Origin of the sequence: Agromyces soli (genome assembly GCF_022811605.1) — a bacterium.
Classification (GTDB): Bacteria; Actinomycetota; Actinomycetes; order Actinomycetales; family Microbacteriaceae; genus Agromyces; species Agromyces soli.
The window spans coordinates 1418071-1436991 of record NZ_CP094533.1; the positions used below are offsets into that span (position 1 = coordinate 1418071).

17 protein-coding genes are annotated in these 18921 nt (G+C 72.6%); 10 read left to right on the forward strand and 7 right to left on the reverse strand.

The genetic code is table 11. The annotated features are described in order from the left end of the window. Nucleotides 1-38: 38 nt before the first annotated feature. Nucleotides 39-1331 (reverse strand): ABC transporter substrate-binding protein, encoded by a 1293-nt coding sequence (locus MTP13_RS06810; RefSeq protein ID WP_243570313.1) that lies wholly within the window; start codon nt 1329-1331, stop codon nt 39-41. A 224-nt stretch (nt 1332-1555) separates the two neighbouring features. Here MTP13_RS06810 and MTP13_RS06815 point away from each other — a divergent pair, with 224 nt between their 5' ends. Beyond that, nucleotides 1556-2317: a GntR family transcriptional regulator gene (locus MTP13_RS06815; RefSeq protein ID WP_189084372.1), complete on the forward strand. Its 762-nt coding sequence runs from the start codon at nt 1556-1558 to the stop codon at nt 2315-2317. A gap of 18 nt (nt 2318-2335) precedes the next feature. On the opposite strand, the gene MTP13_RS06820 is transcribed toward MTP13_RS06815, so the two are convergent. From MTP13_RS06820 to MTP13_RS06840, 5 genes are read right to left on the reverse strand one after another with little or no spacing between them, the layout of a single operon-like run. Beyond that, nucleotides 2336-3232 (reverse strand): BadF/BadG/BcrA/BcrD ATPase family protein, encoded by an 897-nt coding sequence (locus tag MTP13_RS06820; RefSeq protein ID WP_243570314.1) that lies wholly within the window; start codon nt 3230-3232, stop codon nt 2336-2338. After that, nucleotides 3229-4248, reverse strand: coding sequence for an SIS domain-containing protein (locus MTP13_RS06825; protein ID WP_243570315.1), 1020 nt, complete (start codon nt 4246-4248; stop codon nt 3229-3231). The genes MTP13_RS06820 and MTP13_RS06825 overlap by 4 nt, the downstream gene beginning before the upstream one ends. A gap of 20 nt (nt 4249-4268) precedes the next feature. After that, nucleotides 4269-6227 carry a primary-amine oxidase gene (locus MTP13_RS06830; RefSeq protein WP_243570316.1) on the reverse strand — a complete coding sequence of 653 codons (1959 nt, stop codon included), beginning with the start codon at nt 6225-6227 and terminating at the stop codon, nt 4269-4271. Between the two features lie 52 nt (nt 6228-6279). After that, nucleotides 6280-7032 carry a GntR family transcriptional regulator gene (locus MTP13_RS06835; protein ID WP_243570317.1) on the reverse strand — a complete coding sequence of 251 codons (753 nt, stop codon included), beginning with the start codon at nt 7030-7032 and terminating at the stop codon, nt 6280-6282. Next, a complete protein-coding gene (locus MTP13_RS06840; RefSeq protein ID WP_243570318.1) occupies nt 7029-8066 on the reverse strand; it encodes a Gfo/Idh/MocA family protein in 1038 nt (345 codons plus the stop codon). Before MTP13_RS06840 ends, MTP13_RS06835 begins: the two co-directional genes overlap by 4 nt. A 219-nt stretch (nt 8067-8285) precedes the next feature. Here MTP13_RS06840 and MTP13_RS06845 point away from each other — a divergent pair, with 219 nt between their 5' ends. From MTP13_RS06845 to MTP13_RS06865, 5 genes are all read left to right on the forward strand, one after another. Further along, nucleotides 8286-9560, forward strand: a complete 1275-nt coding sequence (locus MTP13_RS06845; protein WP_243570319.1) for an ABC transporter substrate-binding protein — start codon at nt 8286-8288, stop codon at nt 9558-9560. 110 nt (nt 9561-9670) lie between these two features. Beyond that, nucleotides 9671-10555 (forward strand): carbohydrate ABC transporter permease, encoded by an 885-nt coding sequence (locus MTP13_RS06850; RefSeq protein WP_243570320.1) that lies wholly within the window; start codon nt 9671-9673, stop codon nt 10553-10555. An 8-nt stretch (nt 10556-10563) separates the two neighbouring features. Beyond that, nucleotides 10564-11430 (forward strand): carbohydrate ABC transporter permease, encoded by an 867-nt coding sequence (locus tag MTP13_RS06855; protein WP_243570321.1) that lies wholly within the window; start codon nt 10564-10566, stop codon nt 11428-11430. Further along, nucleotides 11427-11948, forward strand: coding sequence for a hypothetical protein (locus tag MTP13_RS06860; RefSeq protein WP_243570322.1), 522 nt, complete (start codon nt 11427-11429; stop codon nt 11946-11948). Before MTP13_RS06855 ends, MTP13_RS06860 begins: the two co-directional genes overlap by 4 nt. A 67-nt stretch (nt 11949-12015) precedes the next feature. Continuing rightward, nucleotides 12016-13044, forward strand: a complete 1029-nt coding sequence (locus MTP13_RS06865; protein WP_243570323.1) for a LacI family DNA-binding transcriptional regulator — start codon at nt 12016-12018, stop codon at nt 13042-13044. 73 nt (nt 13045-13117) lie between these two features. Here the strand turns inward: MTP13_RS06865 and MTP13_RS06870 are convergent, their stop codons facing one another. Further along, entirely contained in the window at nt 13118-13798 is a 681-nt protein-coding gene (locus MTP13_RS06870; RefSeq protein WP_243570324.1) for a GntR family transcriptional regulator, read from the reverse strand. A 182-nt stretch (nt 13799-13980) separates the two neighbouring features. Here MTP13_RS06870 and MTP13_RS06875 point away from each other — a divergent pair, with 182 nt between their 5' ends. The 4 genes from MTP13_RS06875 to MTP13_RS06890 are packed head-to-tail and all read left to right on the forward strand — an operon-like array spanning nt 13981 to nt 18837. Next, a complete protein-coding gene (locus MTP13_RS06875; RefSeq protein WP_243570325.1) occupies nt 13981-15462 on the forward strand; it encodes a sugar ABC transporter ATP-binding protein in 1482 nt (493 codons plus the stop codon). Continuing rightward, the gene (locus MTP13_RS06880) at nt 15459-16526 is read left to right on the forward strand and encodes an ABC transporter permease (RefSeq protein WP_243570326.1); all 1068 of its coding nucleotides are present in this window, start codon (nt 15459-15461) and stop codon (nt 16524-16526) included. The genes MTP13_RS06875 and MTP13_RS06880 overlap by 4 nt, the downstream gene beginning before the upstream one ends. Beyond that, nucleotides 16523-17635 (forward strand): ABC transporter permease, encoded by a 1113-nt coding sequence (locus MTP13_RS06885; RefSeq protein WP_243570327.1) that lies wholly within the window; start codon nt 16523-16525, stop codon nt 17633-17635. The genes MTP13_RS06880 and MTP13_RS06885 overlap by 4 nt, the downstream gene beginning before the upstream one ends. Next, nucleotides 17632-18837 (forward strand): substrate-binding domain-containing protein, encoded by a 1206-nt coding sequence (locus MTP13_RS06890; RefSeq protein ID WP_341681403.1) that lies wholly within the window; start codon nt 17632-17634, stop codon nt 18835-18837. The genes MTP13_RS06885 and MTP13_RS06890 overlap by 4 nt, the downstream gene beginning before the upstream one ends. The last annotated feature ends 84 nt before the right edge of the window (nt 18838-18921 follow it).

The following is an 18921-nucleotide window of genomic DNA, read 5'->3' on the forward strand; positions in this document are numbered from 1 at the left end:
TGCGCGGGCCGGCGCGCGTGCGCCGGCCCGCGCCGGGATCACTGCGCGGCGGCGTAGATCTCGTCGACCGTGGCGCAGATGGTCTGCGCGTCGGTGCCGGGCGTGAACGCGATCGAGGTCGCGCGGTACATCGGGTTCGAGACGTCGGCCGGCACGTAGATGTCGGGCATGACGGGGAACTCGACGCGCTCGGGGAACTCGGTGAGCGACTGCGCGAGCAGCGGCGCGGAGACGCCGGAGGTGTCGCCGCCGAAGTCGGCGACCGGGATCACGCCGCCCTCGTCGAGGATGCCCTTGATGACCTCGTTGCCGTACATGTGCTCGATGAGCTGGCGCACCTGGTCGATCTTCTGCTCGCCGTTCGGGCTGATCCACCAGCCGGCGGAGGTGGAGCCGCGGTAGGCGATGGGCTGCTCGTAGGCGGCGTCGTCGGGCAGCGGCAGACCGCCGAGCTCGGTCGCGGCGGCGAGCTCCTCGGAGGCGCCCGGGTAGGCCCACGAGCCGAGCGGGGCGATGGCGGCCTGGCCGTCGAGGTAGGCGGCCTGCGCCTGGTCGGCGGTGTAGCCCTCGATGCCGTCGACGAAGACGCCCGCGTCGCGCAGCTCGATCAGCAGCTCGATGCCCTGCATCGCCTTGGGGTTCTCGCAGACGCCGCCCTCGGCGTAGACCTGCTTGGCCTCGTCCTCGCTGAGGTAGGCCTCGAGCAGCTGCAGGAAGATCTTCTGGCCGGACCAGTCGATGCCGCCGAACACGACGGGCGCGATGCCGGCGGCGCGCAGCTTGCCCGCGGCGGCGATGAGCTCGTCGGTGGTCTGCGGCACGCCCTCGACGCCGGCCTGGGCGAGCAGCTCGGTGTTGTACCACCACGGCCAGGTGAAGCCCGAATAGGGGAAGGCGCGCAGGTTGCCCTCGGTGTCGGTCCAGTCGACGAGCGCGTCGGCGGGGATGCGGTCGGCGATGCCCCACTCCTCGATGTAGTCGTTGACGGGCACGACGGCGCCGTTGACGGCCCAGTCGAGCTGCTTCTCGAGCAGGCCCACCAGGAGCACGTCGGCCTCTTCGCCGGCGAGCAGGGAGGTCTCGTAGACCTGGTTCAGGTTGTCGCCGGACTCGAGCACCTTGACCTCGATGCCGGTCTCCTCGGTGAACGCTTCGAAGGCGTCGAAGAGCGGCTTGTTCTGGGCCTGGCTCGAGGTCCAGTTGGTCTGCACGACGATGACGTTCTCGTCGCCGGCGGCGTCGCCGCCGCTCGCGCACGCACCGAGTGCGAGCACCATGGCGATCGCGCCGGCGCCGGCGCCGGCGCCGGCCGTGGACAGGGTCTTCCTCACGGGGTTGCCTCCTGGGGGTTCGGCCGGCGTCCGCACCGGCGCGTTGAGGCGATGGTACATTTCGGACTACATGTGGTCAATACTGGTATTGAACTTGATGCCCGAATGGTGTGCTCGGCGACGAGGCATCCCCGGCCCGACGCGCGGCGCGAACCCGGGCCCGTCAGGACGGAGTGGTCGTGTACGGTACTGACTGGTATCGATCCCGAGCGGAGGGGGACCGCGTGGCAGAGCAGGGGACGACGGCGTCGCCGATCCGGGCGGACTATCCAGAGCCGCTCTGGGTCCAGGCCGTGCAGCTCATCACGGACGAGATCGCGCAGGGCCGCCTCGCCGAGGGCTCCCGCCTCCCCCCGGAACGCGAACTCTGCCAGCAGCTCGGCATCAGCCGCGTCACGCTGCGCAAGGCCCTCCTGCAGCTCGTCGACGACGGCGTGCTCGCCTCCTCGCACGGGCGCGGCTGGTACGTCGCCTCGGCGAAGGTCGCGAAGGAGTGGCCGAACAACCTCGAGTCGTTCACCGAGACCGCCCGCAAGATGGGCCTCGAGGCCTCCTCCCGCGTGCTGCGGGCCGAGGTGGCCCCCGCCGACCTCGACGAGGCCGAGTCCCTCTCGATCGCCCCGGGCACACCGGTCTTCCACCTCGACCGCATCCGCCTGCTCGAGGGCGTGCCGACCGCGCTCGACACGACGATCGTGCCCGCCGCCCTCATCGGCGAGGCCGAGGCCGTCGATTTCGCCCACGGCTCGCTCTACGAGGAGCTCGAGCGCGCGGGCGCCTCCCCCGAGCGCGCGGACAGCACGATCGAGGCGCGCGAGTCCGACGCCGAGACCGCCGAGGCGCTCGGCATCGCGCCGGGCAAGCCGCTGCTCGTGATGCGTCAGCTCGTGCACGGCGCCGACGGTCGCGCGGTCGCGCTGTCGACGCTCCGCTACGTGGGCGAGCGCTACCGCCTGCGCACGGTCTTCGCGCGCGGGGCCCGCTGAGTCCGAGCCGGGTCCGCGTCAGGCGTCGCCGGCGAGCCGGCAGGCGATCGCGAGCGCGCCGGCGACCGGCGGCTCCCGCAGGATCACGAGCTCCAGCTCGGGATGCCGCGCCGACAGCCGCTCCCGCAGCCCCTCCGCGAGGCGGGGCTGCCCCGCGATGACGCTGCCGCCCGCGACGACGTGCCGGCCGACCGCCCCGCGGGCGAGCAGTTGGTCGACGAGACGGGCCAGGTGCTCGGCGCCGGCCGCGATCACCCCGGCCGCGAGCGCGGAGCCGGCGGCGGCCGCGCCGAACACGGCGGGTGCGTGCGGCGCCCAGTTCGCCATCGTCGGCTCGTCGTTCACCGCACGGGCGAGGCGCTCGGCATCCGCGACGCCGTAGGCGAGGAGCAGCGCGCCGAGCAGGCCGTCGTCCGGCAGGCCGTCGTCGTGCGCGAGCAGGGCCGCCCTGGTGGCCTCGCGGACGAGGCCCGCAGCGCCGGCCTCGTCGCCGATGACCCAGCCCCAGCCGCCCGTCACGAAGTCGCGGCCCTCGGCCGTGCGCCCCACCCCGATGGCGCCCGTGCCGGCGATGAGCCCGAGCCCCTCCGCGAAGCCCGCGGCCGGCACGAGCAGGGCGGCGTCGTTGACGCACGCGACGCGCGGAATCCCGCTCGTCTCGAGCTCGGTCTCGAGCGCCAGGGCCACCGCCTCGGCGTCGAGCCCTTGGGCGCCGACCGCGAGCGCGTCGACGCGCCGGCCGGGCAGGGCCGCGGCGACCACGTCGAGGATCAGCCGTGCGGCGCGGCCCGCGGGCTCGGCGTCCCACTCGCCCGACGGCACGACGACGTCCGCGACGACGGCGCCCGAGGCATCCGCCGCCCGCAGCGCCGTCTTCGTGCCGCCGACGTCGAGGCCGACCCGCAGTCCGCTCATGCCGGCACGTCGCTGACGTCGAGCTTGGTGTCGTCGTTGTGGAACACGAACTCCTCGATGTCGACGCCGCGGAGCTCGGCGACGTGACGGACGAGCCCCTGCAGCGCCAGGGCCTCGAAGACCGGCCGCTGCGCCTCGCTCGACTCGGGCAGCACGACGACGGCCGCGTCGCGGACCTCGAGCCCCGGGTCGCTCGTGATGAGCAGCACCCGGTGGCCGGCGTCGGCGAGCGTGCGCGCCAGCTGCGCCTCGCGCGCCTCGCCGAAGAGGACGTGCACCCCGTCGCCCGCCGACTCCATCGAGCCGTGCAGGTACTGCCGGGTGCTCATCGCGCTCGCCGGGATGCGGGCGGCCTCCCGGAAGAGCAGCGCCCCCGACTCGGCCGAGCCGAGCGAGCCGCCGCCCCCGACGAAGTCGGCGCTCGGCGCGGCGGCGAAGAGCTCCGCCGCGGCATCGAGGCCCGGCTCGAGGGCCGCCTCGGCCGCCCGGAAGCGCTCGCCGAGGCTCGCCCACGAGGCATCCGTCCGGCCGTCGGCCCACGCCTCGGCGAGCATCGCGAGCGCCGTCAGGGTCGCCGTGTAGCCGATCGTCGACGCGTAGCTGTCGGCGATGTTGCCGAGCTCGAGGCGGCGGCTCGCCAGCTCGGAGAGCGGGGACGGCGCCGTGTTCACCACCGCGTAGCGGAGCTCGGGGGCGACCGACTCGAGCGCCGCCACGGTCTCCGAGCTGCGGCCGCTCTGCGAGATCGCGACGACCGGGTGGTCGCCCGTGACGAGCGGCAGCGGGGTGTCGCCGGCGCCGAGACGCCAGGCCGGCACCCCGCCGGCCCGCAGCCGCCACACGGCGGGCGCCGCCGCCGAGAGGCTCGCGCCGATGCCGAGCAGCACCGGGCCGGGCGCCGAGAACGCACCTGCTGCGCCGAGCTCGGCGAGCTGCGCCTCGAGCCGCGGCACGAGCCGCGTGAGCTCCTCGGCCTGCGACGCCGTCGCGTCGGTGAATGCGATGTATCCGTCCACGGTTTCCTCGTGCTCCAGTCTCAGTGGTGCGCGTCGTGCGGGTGGGCATGCCCCGCCGATGCGTGATGGTCCGGTGCGCAGTGGTCGGCGGCGGCCGGGATGTCGAGCGAGGGGTTGCGCCCGAAGAAGCCGTGCGGCTTCAGCACGAACCCCGTGGAGTCGACGGGCATGATCGGCCAGTCCTCGACCCGCGGGAAGTGCGTGAGGCCGAAGGTGTGCCAGAGCACGAGGTCGCTCGCCTCGACCGGCCGGTCGCCCGCGGTCCACTCGGGCAGGCCGGCGCCGCCGCGGTGCAGGTTCACGAAGTCGCCGGCGGGGTACCGCTCGTCCGGCGCGTAGGGCGTGACCCACAGGTGCTTCGTCGTGTACGCGGCGCGCGCGGCGATGTCGGAGTCGGCGTCCGCGAGCAGCAGCGGGCCGCCCTCGGGGAAGAGCACCCAGCCGGTGGGGCGGCCGAGCCGGTTCCGCCGCTCCTCGCTCGTGACGAGCCAGACGCGGCCGCGTCGGTTGTCCGCCTCGCGCTGCGCCTGCAGCTCGCTGGTGAGCCGGGTGAACGACTGGGTGAAGCCCGTGCCGCTGGGGTTGTCGGCGCCGCGGGGCACGGCGACGGCCTCCACCTCGTCGACGGAGTTGCGGTGCCCGTCGACCATCATGTCGAGGCGGGCGCTGAAGAGGTGCTGGTGGTTCGGGGCGCCGAGGCCGGGGGCGACCTCGGTGGCCCACGGGTAGCCCTCGCCCGGGTACGAGGAGGTGAAGACGATGCCCGTCGCCTTGATCTCGAACTCGATCGTGCCGTCGAGGCCGAAGTACCAGTAGAAGCCGTAGTCGTAGTTGCCCACGGTCATGAAGAAGCTCACGACGAGGCGGCGGTTGCGGCGGGTCTCGCTCGAGCCGTTCCAGTTGTCGGAGTGCTTCCAGAGGATGCCGGCGTCCTCCTCGTGGATGCAGATCGCCTGGCGGATGACGTGCGGGGCGCCGTCGTTGCCGGCGACGACCGCGTCGAGGTAGGTGATGTCGCCGACGCAGTCGCAGCCGAGCTCGAGGGAGTTCGCGAAGCCGCCGAAGAGGTACTCGCCGCCGTCGAAGAAGTTCTGGAACCAGCGCTGCGGGCTCGGGTCGCCGTAGGGCACGACCATCTCGGCGATGGAGGCGCGGTAGACGACGGGGCGGGTCTCGCCGTCGTCGTCGATGCCGATGTTGTGCAGCACGAGGCCCTCGCGCTGGTCGAAGCCGAGCTGCAGCTGCCAGCCCGCCCAGGAGAGCACGCCGTGCTCGTCGATCGTGAAGCTCGGGCCCTCGGGCTGGGTGATCTCGATCGGCTTCAGGCCCTCGCGGTCGGGGCCGCGCCACTCGGGGAGGTGGTAATTCCCCTCCTCGGCGGGGATCGGCAGCTCGGCGTAGTCCACGACGTCGAGCACCTCGCCCGAGACGACGTCGACCATGACGGTCACGCCGTCGACCGGGTGCGCCCAGCCGAGGTCCTCGGGGGTGTGCTGCACGAAGGTGAAGCAGCGCTGGATGCGCCGGCCGCGCTCCGTGTCGGCGAGGACGCCCGCGGAGAGCGGGTTCACGCGCAGCTTCGAGACGTCGGTCAGCCCGCGCTTGGCCATCGCGGCGAGCCAGCGCTCGTCCTGGTGCACGACCTCCTCGACGAGGGAGAACTCGCGGAGCACGACGGGGACGGCGCCGTCGACGTCGAGCTCGAGCTCGCGGGCGGAGACGAGCACCCCGGTCGCGGGCTCGACGACCGTGTCGTGCGAGCGGCCCGTCGCCAGGTCGATGAGGAAGGAGCGGACCCGCCGGGCCGGCCGCCCGCCGGCGAACAGCTCTCGCTTGTCGGCCTCGTCGAGGCCGACGTAGGAGAAGTGCGTGTCGTCGGTGACGAGCCCCTCCCGCTCGAGCACGGCTCGGTTCCCGGCGATCTCGTCGGCCTGCAGGGTGCGCAGCGCCTCGGGGAGGTGGTCGGGGAATCGGGTCATGGTGGTGCTCCTTCCAGGCCGGCGGGGCCGGCGATCGGTTGGGCGGGCGGCGTCAGCCGCCCTTGGTGAAGGTGGTGCGGAGCCGGTAGCGGTCGCCCGCGTACTCGACGAGGGAGAGCAGCACGGGGCGGCCGCGCTCGTCGTGGACGAGCTGGCGGATGACGAGCATCGGCGCGCCTCGGCTGAGCTGGAGCGCCTCGCTCGCCGCGGCGTCGGCGGGTCGCGACTCGAGCACGGACTCGGCGCGGTGCACGGTGGTGCCGCGGGCCTGCATGGCGCGGTAGAGGCTCTCGCTCGTGAAGTCGTGTTCGAGCAGACCGGGCGCCGCGGCCTCGGGCACGAGGGCCGTGTCGAGTGCGGTCGGCACGCCGTCGAGGTGGCGGATGCGGCGGATGCGGTAGACGGCGGTGCCGGGCGCGATGCCGAGCGCCTCCGCGTCGTCGAGGCTGGCGGCCTCGCGGGCGGCCTCGACCACGGTCGACGAGGCGGCGAGGCCGAGCCGTTCGGCCGTCTCGCTGAAGGACTCCAGGCTCGATGGCCAGTCGGCCCGCTGCGGCCGCGAGACGAACCAGCCGCGGCCCTGGTGCGAGGTGAGCGCGCCGGCCTCGACGAGGTGGGCGAGCGCTCGCCGCAGCGTGACCCGGGAGACCTCGAGCTGTTCGCAGAGCTCGCGCTCCGGGGGCAGTCGGGTGCCGAGCGGATAGCGGCCGGCTTCGACGGCCGCCATGATCGTGCCGGCGACGCGCGACCAGAGCGGGTCCGGGCGGTCGCTCGCGAGGAGCGCGTCGGAGGGCGGTCGGGTCATCGGGCGACCAGTACCTTCTCCCACGTGCCCGAGCGCATCGAGCGGTAGCACGCGTCGAGGATGCAGTTGACGATCCAGCCGTCCTCGAAGGTCTCGATCGGGGTCTCGCCGGCGGCGAAGCGCTGCACGAAGTGGCGCATCTGCTGGGAGAAGCCGTAGGCGCGGGTCTCCTCGGGCACGGGATGCACCCAGCCGGTGTCGACGTCGGCCTTCTCGACGAGGTAGCCGACGGGCTTCGTGATGAAGCCCCACACGGGGCTCACCGAGGTGTCCGTGACGAGCCGGCCAGCGCTGCCGGAGAACTCGTGGCGCAGCTGCATGCCGCCCTGCTCGGCCCAGGACGCCTCGATGATCGCGAGCTGGCCGCGCTCGAACTTCAGGAGCGCGACCGCGGTGTCCTCGCCGGTGGTCTTGTCGGCGTGGCGGAGCGTCGCGCCCCAGGCGAACGCCTCGACGACGCGGTTGTCCTTGCCGAAGAAGTGGCGGGCGGACTCCACGGTGTGGCAGCCCATGTCGAGCAGGGCGCCGCCGCCGGCGGTCTCCGCGTCCCAGAAATGGGCCGCGTGGGGGCCGGAGTGCGCCTCTCGGGCGCGCATCGTGAGCAGGTCGCCGATGCCGCCGGCTGCCGCCATGCGGTGCGCCTGCTCGATGTTCGGCGAGAAGACCGAGCTCTCGGCGTAGCCGTGCCACACGCCGGCCTGCTCGACGATGCGCAGGATCTCCGCCGCCTCGGCGCCCGTGCGGGCGAGCGGCTTGGTGCAGACGATCGCCTTGCCGGCCGCTGCGGCGATGCGCACCGCCTCGAGGTGGGCCTCGTTGGGCAGGGCGATGACGACGAGGTCGATCGAGGGATCGGCGCACAGCTCGGCGGGGTCGGTGGTCCAGAGCGGGCTGTTCCAGCGCTCGGCGAACGCGCGGGCCTTGTCGGCGTCCCGCGAGGTGTTGCCGGCGAGGACGGCCTCGCGGACGTCGAGCAGGGAGTCCGCGTAGCAGTCGGCGATGAAGCCGGAACCAAGGATGCCGACACGAATCACAGGTCCTCCAACGATCGATGCGCCCGCCTTACCGGACGGTGTACCAATCTGTATCAGACAATACAACTACGCACAATCAATCGATCCAGAAAATACCTCTTGCTACCTCATTGGTACAACAGTATGCTGACGGCACCGCGCGGCGAGGCGCATCCGCTCTCCCCGCGACGGCTTCCATCCCCCTGACCGAGCGACACCACAGCAAGAGAGAAGGAACCGATGCGTTCGAGACTCGCTCCGCTCGCCACCCTCGCCGTCGCCGCCCTGGGCCTCGGACTCGCCGGCTGCGCAGCCGGCGGATCGGGCGACGGCGACACCACCAAGATCGTGCTGGGCACCTGGCGCACCGAAGACGCGGCGATGTGGGAGAACGACATCATCCCCGCGTTCGAGAAGAGCCATCCCGGCATCACGGTCGAGTACGCCCCCGTCGACACCAACGACTACAACGCGGCCATCCAGTCCCAGATCGAGGGCGGCACCGGACCGGACGTCATCATGTGCCGTCCGTTCGACGTCAACCGCTCCTGGATCGAGCAGGGCTACTTCGACTCGCTCGCCGAGCTCGACGCCATCTCGACCTTCCCGGAGTCCGCGCTGGCCGCCTGGGAGGGCGACGACGGCACGCCCTACTGCGTCCCCGTCGCCTCGGTGCTCGCGGGCTTCTACTACAACACCGCGATCTTCGACGAGCTCGGCCTCGAGGTGCCCACGACCCAGGCCGAGTTCCTCGACGTGCTCGATGCCGTCAAGGAGGACGGCACCTACACGCCGCTGGCCCTCGGCTCCGCCGACGGCTGGCAGCTCGCCTACAACATGCTCTACCAGGTGGGCCCGAACGCCTGGCACGGCGAAGACGGCCGGCTCGGCCTCATCGACGGCACCAAGAAGCTCACCGACCCCGACTTCGTCGAGGGCTTCCGCGTGTTCGACTCCTTCAAGGACTACCTGCCCAAGGGCTACGAGTCGATCTCCTACGAGGACATGACCCAGCTGTTCACCCTCGGCCAGGCCGCGATCCTGCCCGACGGCTCGTGGCAGATCAGCCAGGTCACCTCGACCGGGCTCGACGTCGGCGTCTTCGGCGCCCCGCCCGCCGCGGCCGGCGACCAGCGCTACCAGCAGGAGATGGCCGACATGGCCTTCGGCCTGAACGCCGCGGGCAAGCAGAAGGAGGCCGCGACCGAGTTCCTCGAGTGGCTCGGCACGCCGGAGTTCCAGCAGCTCTACGTGAACAAGCTGCCCGGCTTCTTCTCGATGGGCTCCGAACCGGTGAGCTACGACAACCCGCTCGCCCAGGAGTTCGCCGATCTGAAGGAGGGCGCCGAGCTCACCTCCCGCCTCGCCCTCGACCGGCTGAGCGCCGGCCAGCCGCCGCTCGACGACGAGATCTGGCGCGTCGCCCAGCTCATGTACAACTCCGGGCTCTCCCCGGAGGAGGCGACCGCCGAGCTCCAGAAGGGGCTCGACTCCTGGTACACGCCGGCCGGGTAGTCGCACGAGAGGCCGGGGCGGGCGACGCCCGCCCCGGCCGTCCCGACCAGGCTCGCCGAGCCATCCGCCCCGTCCGCCCCGGACCGCCCCCGCCCCCGAGGAGTCCACGCATGATCCGAACCGGCACCCGATACCGGATGCTCGCCCTGTTCGTCGCGCCCGCGCTGGTGGTGTACGTCGCCTTCGCGGTGTACCCGCTGCTCAGCTCCGTCGGCATGAGCTTCTTCGACTCCGGCGGCGGCGAGAGCACCTTCGTCGGATTCGGCAACTACGTGGAGCTGTTCACGAACCCCACGACGAGCGAGCGGTTCTGGAACGCGCTCGTGAACAACGTCGAGTTCTTCCTCATCCACCTCCTCGTCGAGCTGCCGATCGGCCTGCTCATCGCGGCGCTGCTCACCTCGGGCCGGCTCCGCCGCTCGGTCGGCGTCTACCGCACGCTGCTCTTCATCCCGGCGACGCTCTCGGTCGTCATCGTCGGCTTCCTCTGGCGGCTCATCATCAACCCGCTCTGGGGCATCGTCGAGTTCCCGCTGCTCGGCACCGAGGCGACGGCCCTGCCGACGATCTCGCTGATGTCGGTCTGGCAGTACCTCGGCATCCCGATGGTCTTCCTCTACACCGCGCTCCTCGCGATCCCGGACGACGTCGTCGAGGCCTCGCGCATCGACGGCGCCGGCGCCTGGACGATCTTCTGGCGGATCAAGTTCCCGCTCATCGCGCCGCAGTTCGGACTGATCACGATCCTCACCTACATCTGGACGTTCAACGGTTTCGACATCGTCTACGCGCTGAACGGCTCGGCGCCCGGGCCGAACTACTCGACCGACATCCTCGGCACCTTCTTCTACCGCTCCTTCTTCGGCTCGAGCGGGCAGGTGGCCGACCTCGACCTCGGGGCGACGGTCGCGAGCGTCATCTTCGCGATCATCCTCGTCACGACCGCCGCCTACTTCTGGGTGCTCCAGCGGCGCCTGAAGACCTACGAGCTCTGAGGGACGCCATGACCACCGTGACCCAGCCCCGCCAGCGTCGCCGCGTGCGCCCGGCCGACCGCGCCGCCAACGTCGGCCTGCACGCCGCGCTCATCGCCCTCTCGCTCGGCGCCGTCGTGCCCGTGCTCATCGTCGTGATGAACTCCTTCAAGACGACGCAGGGCATCTTCGGCTCCTTCCTCGCCCCGCCCGACGCCGAGACGTTCAGCGTGCAGGGCTACCTGAACGTCTTCAGCCGCGGCAACTTCCTGCTGAACTACCAGAACAGCCTCATCGTGACGATCTCGACGATCGTGCTCACGATCGTGCTCGGCACGCTCGCCGCGTGGGCGCTCGTCGAGTACCGCGTGCCGATCGCGCCGGCGCTCGCCGGGTTCTTCGTCATCGGCATCATGCTGCCGATCCGCCTCGGCACCGTGCCGCTGCTGAAGACGATGACCGCGTGGGGCATCGTCGACACGCTCGGCGCCCTCGTGCTCGTCTACACGGCGATGCAGTTGCCGCTCGCGATCGCGCTCATGACGACGTACTTCCGAGCGGTGCCCGCCGAGCTGAAGGAGGCCGCGCGCATCGACGGGGCCGGCGAGTGGCGCACGCTCTGGATCACGCTGCCGATCGTGCGCGTCGGCATCGCGGCGGTCGCGTCGATCACGATGCTGCCGGTGTGGAACGACCTGTGGTTCCCCTTGATCCTCGCCCCCGGCAAAGGCAACCAGACCGTGACGCTCGGGGTGCAGCAGTTCGTGGGGCAGTTCCAGAGCGACTACCCGGCGCTGCTCGCCGCGCTGACGCTCGGCGCGGTGCCGCTCGTCGTGCTCTTCGCGGTGTTCTCGAAGCAGTACATCGCCGGCCTCAGCAAGGGCTACGGGAAATGAGTCACGGCGCCCCCGGCGCTCCCGGCGCCGCACCCGCGGCACTGGCGGCGAGCGGTGCGGCGCCGTGGCTCGCCTTCGGGGCGTGGCAGCTCGCGATGCTCGCGGTGATGGTCTTCGCGATGACGACGGGCCCGCACCCGCTCGCCCAGTTCGGCGCGGCGCTGCTGCTCGTGGGGCTCGCCGGCGTCGACGCGGTACGGGCCAGGCGGGGCCGGCACGACCCGCGGATGGTGCTCGACGGGCTCGCGATGGCCGGGCTCGTCGCCGTGCCCTTCCTGCTGCCGGCGAGCGGGCACCATCTCGGCGCGACGGCGGTCGGCGGCCCGGCCGACGGAGCGCTGCCCGCGGCCCTCGCCGCGGCGATCGCGGTCGGCTGGTGGCTCGGCCGTGCCGCACCGCTCATCCGGACCGGTCGCGGCGCGCGCCGGCCGGAGCCGATCGCCGTCGCCGGGGTCGTCGTCTCCGGGGCGATGGTGCTCGTGATGGCCGGGATGCACGTCGTCGGCGCCCATCCCTGAGCGGCCGCTGTGCGAGGATGACTGGCGGACGGCCGCGCGGCGGCCGGCCGCCACCGGAGGGGGAGCGATGGACCGCGAGCCGAACGCCCGCACCGCGACCCTGCACGACGTCGCCCGCGAGGCCGGGGTGTCGCTCGCGACCGCCTCGCGCGTGCTCAACGGCAGCACCCGGAAGGTCAACGAGGAGTACCGGCAGCGGGTCGTCGACGCGGCGGCGCGGCTCGACTACACGACGAACCTCTCCGCCCAGGCGATCGTGCGCGGCTCGACGACCACGGTCGCGCTGCTCGTCGCCGACATCGCCGACCCGTACTTCGCCCAGATCGCCGCCGGCGTCGTGCGTGAGGCCGACGAGGACGGCCTGATCGTCACGATGGCCGCCACCGAGCGCGACCCCGAGCGGGAGCTCGCGCTCGTGCGCACCCTCCGCGGTCAGCGGCCGCGCGCGATGCTGCTCGCGGCGTCCCGCCGCAGCGACGAGCCGGAGACGGCGGCGCTCGTCGCCGAACTGGCCTCGTACGAGCGGGCCGGCGGCCGGGTCGCCTACCTCGGCTCGGGCGAGCTGGACTTCCGCGCCGTGCGCATCGGCAACGTAGCGGGCGCGGAGGCGCTGGCGCGCGCGCTCGCCGGCCTCGGCTATCGGCGCTTCGCGGTGCTCGCCGGGCCCGAGGGCCTGCACACGGGCGACGACCGGCTGCGCGGCTTCACGGCCGGCGTCGAGGCGGCCGGCGGCACGATCGCGCGCGTCGAGCGCACCGGCTTCGCGCGCGACGACGGTCGCGAGGGGATGCAGCGGCTGCTCGAGCGGGGCCTCGACGGCGTCGAGCTCGTCTTCGCCGTGAACGACGTGATGGCCATGGGGGCGATGACGGCGCTGCGCGAGGCGGGGCTCGAGCCGGGTCGCGACCTCGCGGTGGCGGGCTTCGACGACATCCCGACGGTGCAGGACGTGTCGCCGCCGCTCACGAGCGTGCGGATCCCGCTGCAGGAGACCGGCCGGCGGCTGCTGCGGGTCGCCCTCGGCGAGGAGACGGCGGCCGACGGCGGAGCGGCGTCCGCCGAGGTCGTCCTGCGCGCGAGCACCCCGCCCCGCTGACCCCACCCACGTTCCGAGTTGCCCGACTTTCATGAAAGTCGGGCAAGTCCCAGGCGGAAGGGGAGGGCGGGGCTCAGTTGGTGACGTGCACGGGCGGTTCGGTCGCGCCGGGGATGTAGGCGGCGACGTGCGCGTTGACGATCGCCACCGACCGCTCGGCGTCGCCGGAGGCGAGCGCCTCGACGATGCCGCGGTGGCCCTCGGCGGCGACGTCGAGCGGCTCCTCGTTCGTGAGCATCGTCATGATGGTCATGATCTCGATGCCGAGCGCGTTCCAGGCGCGCAGCAGGGAATCGTTCTGCGCCGAGCGCACGACCTCGCGGTGGAACTGGGTGCAGGCGTTCGCGTAGGCGAGCCGGTCGTCGAGCGTGGCGACGCGCACGAGCTCGTCGAGGGCCGCCTCGAGGCGTGACGGGTCGGCGGCGACGTGCGGGGCTGCGAGCCGGGCCGCGACGGCCTCGAGCGCCGCGCGCACCGGCACGGCCTCGGCGAGTTCGCGCTCGCCGACCTCGCGCACCCGGGTGCCGACGTGGCTGCGCGCCTCGAGCAGGCCGAAGGCGGCGAGCTCGCGGAACGCCTCGCGCACGGGGGTCTGACTCGTGCCGAGCCGCTTGGCGATGTCGAGCTCGCGCACGGGGGAGCCCGGGGCGAGCCGGCCGTTCGCGATCTCGACGAGCAGGTAGTCGCGCACGCGGCTGCCGAGCGTCGCCCGGTCGAGCAGGCCGGGGCTCGCCCCGCCGTCGGCTGCGCCCATGCCGCCCCCTTCGCTGCCCGGTCGGGCGCCCCAGTTCGGGGCACCGGTCTGGCTCGATCATACGCGGCCGGGGTGGCGTGATGCAGGATTATCGATAATCCTTGACGCAGTATCGATCGGCCGGTACTGTCGCTGAACAGGCGTTGGAAAACGTTTCCCCAACACGATGAAGTGGAGTGCGCATGAGTCATGCGTTGGAGGTGCGAGGCCTCGCGAAGTCCTTCTTCGGCTACCCGGCCCTCGCCGGCGTCGACCTCGTGGTCGAGGCGGGGGAGGTGCACGCCCTGGTCGGCGAGAACGGCGCGGGCAAGTCCACGCTCATGAAGATCCTCGCCGGCGTGCAGCAGGCCGACGCGGGCACCGTGCGCATCGACGGTGAGCTCCGCACGTTCCACCACCCGCAGGCCGCCTACGCCGCGGGCGTCTCGACCGTCTACCAGGAGTTCAACCTCCTGCCCGACCGCACCGTCGCCGAGAACATCCTGCTCGGCCGCGAGCCGCGCCGCTTCGGCCTCGTCGACCGCCGCGCGATGCGCCGCCGCGCCGCCGAACTGCTCGCCGAGATCGGGGTCGACGGCATCTCGCCGAACGCCCTCGTGCGCACCCTCTCCGTCGCCGAGCAGCAGATCGTCGAGATCGCCAAAGCGCTGAGCTACGAACCGCGCATCATCTCGATGGACGAGCCGACGGCCGCCCTCGCCGAGCACGAGGTCGAACTGCTCTACGCGATCGTCCGACGGCTCTCCGCTCGCGGCGTCGCCGTGCTCTACGTCTCGCACCGCATGCGCGAGATCTTCGAACTGTGCTCGAAGATCACCGTGCTGAAGGACGGCGCCCTCGTCGCCACGCTCGAGACGGCCGAGACCGACGAGTCCGAGGTCGTGCGGCTCATGGTCGGCCGGGCGCTCTCCGCCTTCTTCCCCGAGCCGGCGCCGGGCGAGGACCGCCGCGAGCTGCTCGCGATCACCGGCGCAGGCAATGCGCAGCTCGACGGCATCACGCTCGGCATCCACCGGGGCGAGATCCTCGGCATCGCCGGGCTGCAGGGCTCGGGGCGCACCGAGCTGCTCGAGGCCATCGCCGGCGTCGCCCCGTTCACCCGCGGCTCGATGCGGCTCGAGGGGCGCGACTACCGGCCGCGCCGGCCCGCGCACGGCATCGACGCCGGCATCGCCTATCTCACCGAGGACCGCAAGGGCTCGGGCCTCGCCCTCGAGCAGTCCATCGAGGACAACGCGCTCGCCGTCGTGCGCTCGAGCGCCCCGCGTCGAGCCCGCACGGCCGCGCGCGGGCTGACCCCGCTGCTCTCCGAGCTCGATGTCTCGGCCCGCGGGCCCGAGCAGATCGTGCGCTACCTCTCCGGCGGCAACCAGCAGAAGGTCGTGCTCGCGAAGTGGCTGCTGCTCGACCCCGGGCTGATCCTGCTCGACGAGCCGACCCGCGGCATCGACGTGGGCGCGAAGCGCGCCGTGTACGAGGTGATGCGCCGGCTCACCGCCGCCGGGCACGCGATCGTGATGGTCTCCTCCGAGCTGCCCGAGGTGATCGGCATGAGCGACCGCATCGTCGTCATGCGCGACGGCCGCATCGCCGGCGCCCTCGACCGCGCACCGAGCGAGGAGCAGGTGGCCGCGCTGGCCGCCGGAACGGCGGTGGCGGCATGAGCGCGCTCGCACGACTGCGCGGCGGCCTCGGCTCGACCGCCGGCGTCTACCTCGTGCTCCTCGGCGTGATCGTCGTCGCGGCGGTCGTCGTCGCCGCGGCCGGACGCAACCTCTTCACGCCGGGCAACCTCACCGTGCTCATGACGAGCATCGCCGTGCTCGGCTTCGTCGCGATCGGCCAGACGCTCGTCATCCTGGTCGGCAGCCTCGACCTCTCCGTCGCGTACCTCGTGAGCCTGTCGAGCGTGCTCGCCGCCGGCACCATGGCCGGCGCCTCGGGCGGCACCGTCCCCGGGATCGTCACGGCGCTCGTCGCGACCGTCGTGATCGGGGCGCTGACGGGATGCCTCGTCGCCTACCTGCAGCTCAGCGGCTTCATCGCCTCGCTCGGCGTCGGGCTGCTCGTGGCCGGCTACCTTGCGAGCTACTACCGGGGCACCACGGGCAAGGCGAGCCCCGAGCTCGCCGGCTTCGGCTCGGCGAGCATCGGCCCGCTGCCCGTGCCGACCCTGCTGATGCTCGTCTGCCTCGTGCTCGCGGTCGTCCTCGTCGGGCGCACCCGGATGGGGATGCACCTGCTCGCCGTCGGCGGCGACGCGCACGTCGCCCGCATGTCCGGCGTCCGCGCCGGCACGCCGGTGGTCGTCGCGCACGCCCTCTCCGGCCTCTGCGCCGGCATCGCGGGGATCGTGATCGTCGCCCGCCTCGGCGTGGGCAGCCCGACCGTCGGCGAGCAGGGCGGCTACGACCTGCTCTCGATCGCCGCCGTCGTGCTCGGCGGCGCCTCGCTCGCGGGCGGCCGGGGCTCGCTCTGGGGCACGCTCGGCGGCATCCTCATCTTCGCCGTCGTCGACAGCGCGATGGGGATCCTCCAGGTGAACCCCTTCCTCAAGGAGGTCGTGCGCGGCGTCGTCATCATCGCCGCCGTCGCCCTCTACGCCCGCCGGGCCGCCCCGCTCGTGCGTCGCCGCTTCGCGGCCGCCGCCGGGCCCGACCCGGCCGAGGCATCCGCGGCGACCGCCGCCGGCCCGACCGCCCCCGTCACGGAAGGAGCCGAGCGATGACCGGCACCGTCGCCGAGCCCGCCGTCACCCGGTACGACCCGAGCCGGCCCCCGCTCGCCACGCGCATCGCCGCGGGCCTCGCCACCCCGGGCGGCATCGTCTGGGTGCTGCTCGTCGCGCTGCTCGTCGCGGTCGTCGTCTACAACCCGCAGCTCGCCGCCCCCGAGCAGTTCCTGCGGCTGATCGCGCGGATGGCACCCGTCGCCATCGTCGCGGTCGGACAGTACTTCGTGCTCGTCTCCGGCGAGTTCGACCTGTCGATGGGCGCCGTGATCGGCGTGCAGGTGGTGCTCGCCGGCACGCTCATCGGCGACGACCCCTCGCGGATCCTGCCCGTCGTGCTGCTCATGTTCGCCGTCGCGATCGTGGTCGGCCTCGTGAACGGCCTCGTGACGACGCTGCTGCGGGTGCCGGGCTTCATCACCACGCTCGGCACGATGCTCATCCTCTCGGGCCTCACCTTCTACGCGACCGGCGGTTCGGCCGGGCAGAACCCGGCCGAGGAGTTCCGGGTGCTCGGCCGCAGCGGGCTCGAACTGCCGATCCTCGGCTACCTGCCCTGGGCGGTCGTCGTGCTCGTCGTCGTCGTCGCGGCCGCGGCCTGGCTCGTGCGGCGGCCGTTCGGCCGGCTGCTCCTGCTGTCCGGCGACAACCCGCGCGTCGCCCACCTCGCCGGCTCGCCCGTGTGGTGGCTGCAGACCCGGGCGTACCTGCTCTCCGCCCTGGCGGCGACCGTCGCCGCGATCCTGCTCGTCGGCTACGCGGGCGTGCACCCCTCCGTCGGCTCCGGCTACGAGTTCACGGCGATCACCGCGTGCGTCATCGGCGGCGTCGTGCTCGGCGGCGGTCGCGGCTGGCTGCTCTCCGCGGTCGCGGGGGCGCTCGTGCTGGAGAGCCTGTTCACGCTGCTGAACTTCGTCGGCGTCGCCGCCACGTGGCGCCCCACCGTGCAGGGGGCGATCATCCTCGTCGCGATGGCCGTCACCGTGCTCCGAACCATCCGGCGGCGTCGTCCGCCGGCCGCAGAGGTCCCGCCGCGCTCCGAGCCCGGCGCGGGCGAGGGGGCCCCCGCCCCCGCCACCGCACCACAGCAACCGAGAGGAACATGATGCAACGACGCACCTCCCGCCTCGCCCTCGTCGGCGCCGGCGTCTTCGCGCTCGCGCTCACGGCGTGCGCGCCCGGCGCGAACGCCGGCGGCGGCTCCGAGAGCGAGCCGAGCGCCGAAGCCAACCCCTGGTTCGACCAGGCCCAGTTCGACCTCGAGAACGAGCGGCGCTCCGCGCAGTTCGAGGGCGACCCGGCGAAGCCCTACCTGCAGTACCTGGCCGGCGACATGGTCGCCGCGGCCGACTACGCGCTCGACCGGCCCGGCAAGGTGTGCTTCGCCAACGCCTCGCTCTCGAACACCTGGCGGCAGACCGGCTGGATCACGATGAACCAGCAGCTGCAGGTGCTCCAGGAGCAGGGCGTCGTGCAGGTCATGGAGACGCGCGACGCGCAGGACTCCGACGACACGCAGGTCGCCGACATCGACTACTTCGTGAACGAGGGCGACTGCGACGGCTTCATCATCTCGCCGTACTCGCCCGACGCGACGACCGCGGCCGTCGAGCGCGCCTGCGAGACCGGCAAGCCGGTCATCGTCTTCGACCGCGCCGTGAGCACCGACTGCGTGACCTCGTTCGTGCACTCGGTCGGCGGCATGGCGTGGGGCATCGACGTCGGCGAGTTCATCGCCGACCAGCTCGAGCCGGGCGACAAGGTCGTCGCGCTCCGCACCGCCGCGGGCGTCGACGTCTTCGAGTCGCGTTGGGCGGCCTCGCAGAAGATCTTCGACGACGCGGGCATCGAGTACGTCGACTACCTCACCGGCGCCGACCCGGCCGAGATCAAGAAGGCCGTCACCGACGAGATCGCCAAGGGCGAGATCGACGCCGTCTGGGTCGACCTCGGCGATCAGTCCGTCCCCGCGATCGAGGCGTTCGAGGACGCCGGCGTCGACGTGCCGATCGTGAACGGCGAGGACAACATGGCGTACCTGCGGGCCTGGAAGGAGCGGGACCTCAACGGCTTCGGCGGCGTCTACTCCAACTTCCAGTGGCGCACCGCGCTGCTCGCGCTGACGCAGCTCTGGCAGGGCCAGGACATCCCGAAGGACTGGGTCGTGCCGCAGACGCCCATCACGAGCGCCGAGCTCGACGCCGTGCTGCGCGTGAACGACGAGATGCCCGACGTGCACTCGACGTCGTTCGGCGGCGAGGACCTGCCCGGGTTCCCCGACGCCTGGCGCGAGCGCATCATCCCCTGATCGGACGGCGGGGCGCCCCGAGGCATCCGGGGCGCCCCGCCCCTCCGACGACACCCGCACGACTCCCGCTCCACCGCACCATCG